Below are 1692 nucleotides of genomic sequence, written 5' to 3'. Positions count from 1 at the left end.
CGTCCTGCCTGCCGCCATTCCACGCCTCGGTGCGCAGCACGTTTTCAATGCGGCTCATGGCCTCGGCACGGCGCGCACGCGGGGCGGCAGTTACACCCAAATAGGGAAAAAAGATTATACTTATGGCTCTGACTGGACATTTACGGTGTACGGCACCTTTCAGGTAAACCAGGGCAGCAGCGTTTCGTGCACGGCAAGCAGCTACGGCACTTCCATTGGCAATGCAAGCTGGCGCTGCACGGGCGGCTCTGCCACGCGCAGCGGGGCCACCGCCACGGCGCGCGGCACTATGTCTCGTTACCGTTTGGGAAGTGTGACACAAACGGAATACCCCTCGGTGTCTGTGCCCTGCGATAAATACGGCAACCTTTCTTAAAACAAAAAAGCAGCCCCGTGTGCATAATGAACTGCACCCCATTTGTTAGACAGTATGGTATACTGAATAACAAGTGGGGTGCTTTACTATGCCAAAAGGAATAGCAAACAAACGATACACGCCTGAATTCAAGAAGCTAGTGATCAAGACCATGCTGGAGGAAAAGCTGAGTTACAGTGAAACAGCAAGACGGTTCGACATAAGCGATCATCATCGCATTCAGGATTGGGAACGCATCTATTTAACCGAAGGTGCGGAAGGCTTTGCAGTGGAACGACGCGGCAGGAGGCACAAAGGCAGCCCGAATAAGCAACTGCCGAAACAAGTAGAAGAGGATTTGCTTGCTGAAGTACAGCGGCTTCGTGCGGAGAACGAGTACTTAAAAAACTTGCAAGCCTTGGTTTTGGAGAGAGAGCGACGCCAGGGGAAAAAGCCCAGGTAGTCCAAAAGCTGAGGCCGAGATATCCCTTATGCCTTCTGCTTGAAATCGCTCACTTACCTCGTGCTACTTTCTATTACCATCTGAAGCGAATGGGAAACCCGGATAAATACGCAGAAGCAAAAGCAGAGATTTCCTCCATTTACCACGAAAACAAAGGCCGGTATGGTTACCGACGTATCACCGCGGCATTACACAACAAGGAGATATATCTGAACCACAAGACAGTGCAGCGACTCATGAAGGAGCTGGGATTGGTTTGCCGTGTCAGAGTCAAAAGATATCACTCTTACAAAGGAGAAGTGGGGCGGATTGCACCGAATCTGCTCAACCGAAACTTCTATGCGGAAAAACCAAACCAGAAATGGGTCACCGACGTGACAGAGTTCAGTCTATTTGGTCAGAAGCTCTATCTTTCTCCCATTCTGGATTTACACAACGGGTATTTGGTGAGCTATGCCATCTCTGAGCGACCGGTTTTGAGCATGGTAACAACAATGCTTGCCAAAGCTTTTTCAACCATACCAGATGGGACAGGTCTCATTCTCCACTCCGACCAGGGCTGGCAATACCAACACAAGCAGTACCAGCGTATGCTCAACGCAAAAGGCATTCGGCAAAGTATGAGCCGCAAAGGAAACTGCCTGGACAATGCAGCAGCAGAAAACTTCTTCGGCCTGCTCAAGAGTGAATTGCTTTATCTGCAAAAGTTCCACTCCATGCAACACTTCAAACAAGAGCTTATTGACTATCTGGACTACTACAATAACCGACGGATTAAGGCAAAGCTAAAGGGCCTGCCGCCTGCGGTTCACAGACAACAAGCCCTTTCGGTTGCTTAAACAATTTTTATTTGAAATTATTGTCTAACTTTTTG

General features: G+C 49.4%; 2 protein-coding genes and 1 pseudogene. All 3 read left to right on the top strand.

The annotated features are described in order from the left end of the window. On the top strand, positions 1-376 hold a 376-nt coding region (locus tag AB5H98_RS13520; protein WP_367926400.1), incomplete at its 5' end, for a hypothetical protein. An 88-nt stretch (positions 377-464) separates the two neighbouring features. Further along, the gene (locus AB5H98_RS13515) at positions 465-818 is read left to right on the top strand and encodes a transposase (protein WP_367926399.1); all 354 of its coding nucleotides are present in this window, start codon (positions 465-467) and stop codon (positions 816-818) included. Continuing rightward, positions 812-1657 (top strand): annotated as a pseudogene (locus AB5H98_RS13510) (IS3 family transposase); the annotation flags it as partial. The gene AB5H98_RS13515 and the pseudogene AB5H98_RS13510, both read left to right, overlap by 7 nt. Positions 1658-1692: the final 35 nt, after the last annotated feature.

Source organism: uncultured Ruthenibacterium sp. (assembly GCF_963558415.1).
Lineage (GTDB): Bacteria > Bacillota > Clostridia > Oscillospirales > Ruminococcaceae > Ruthenibacterium.
This window is presented reverse-complemented; position numbering and strand designations above follow the sequence as displayed.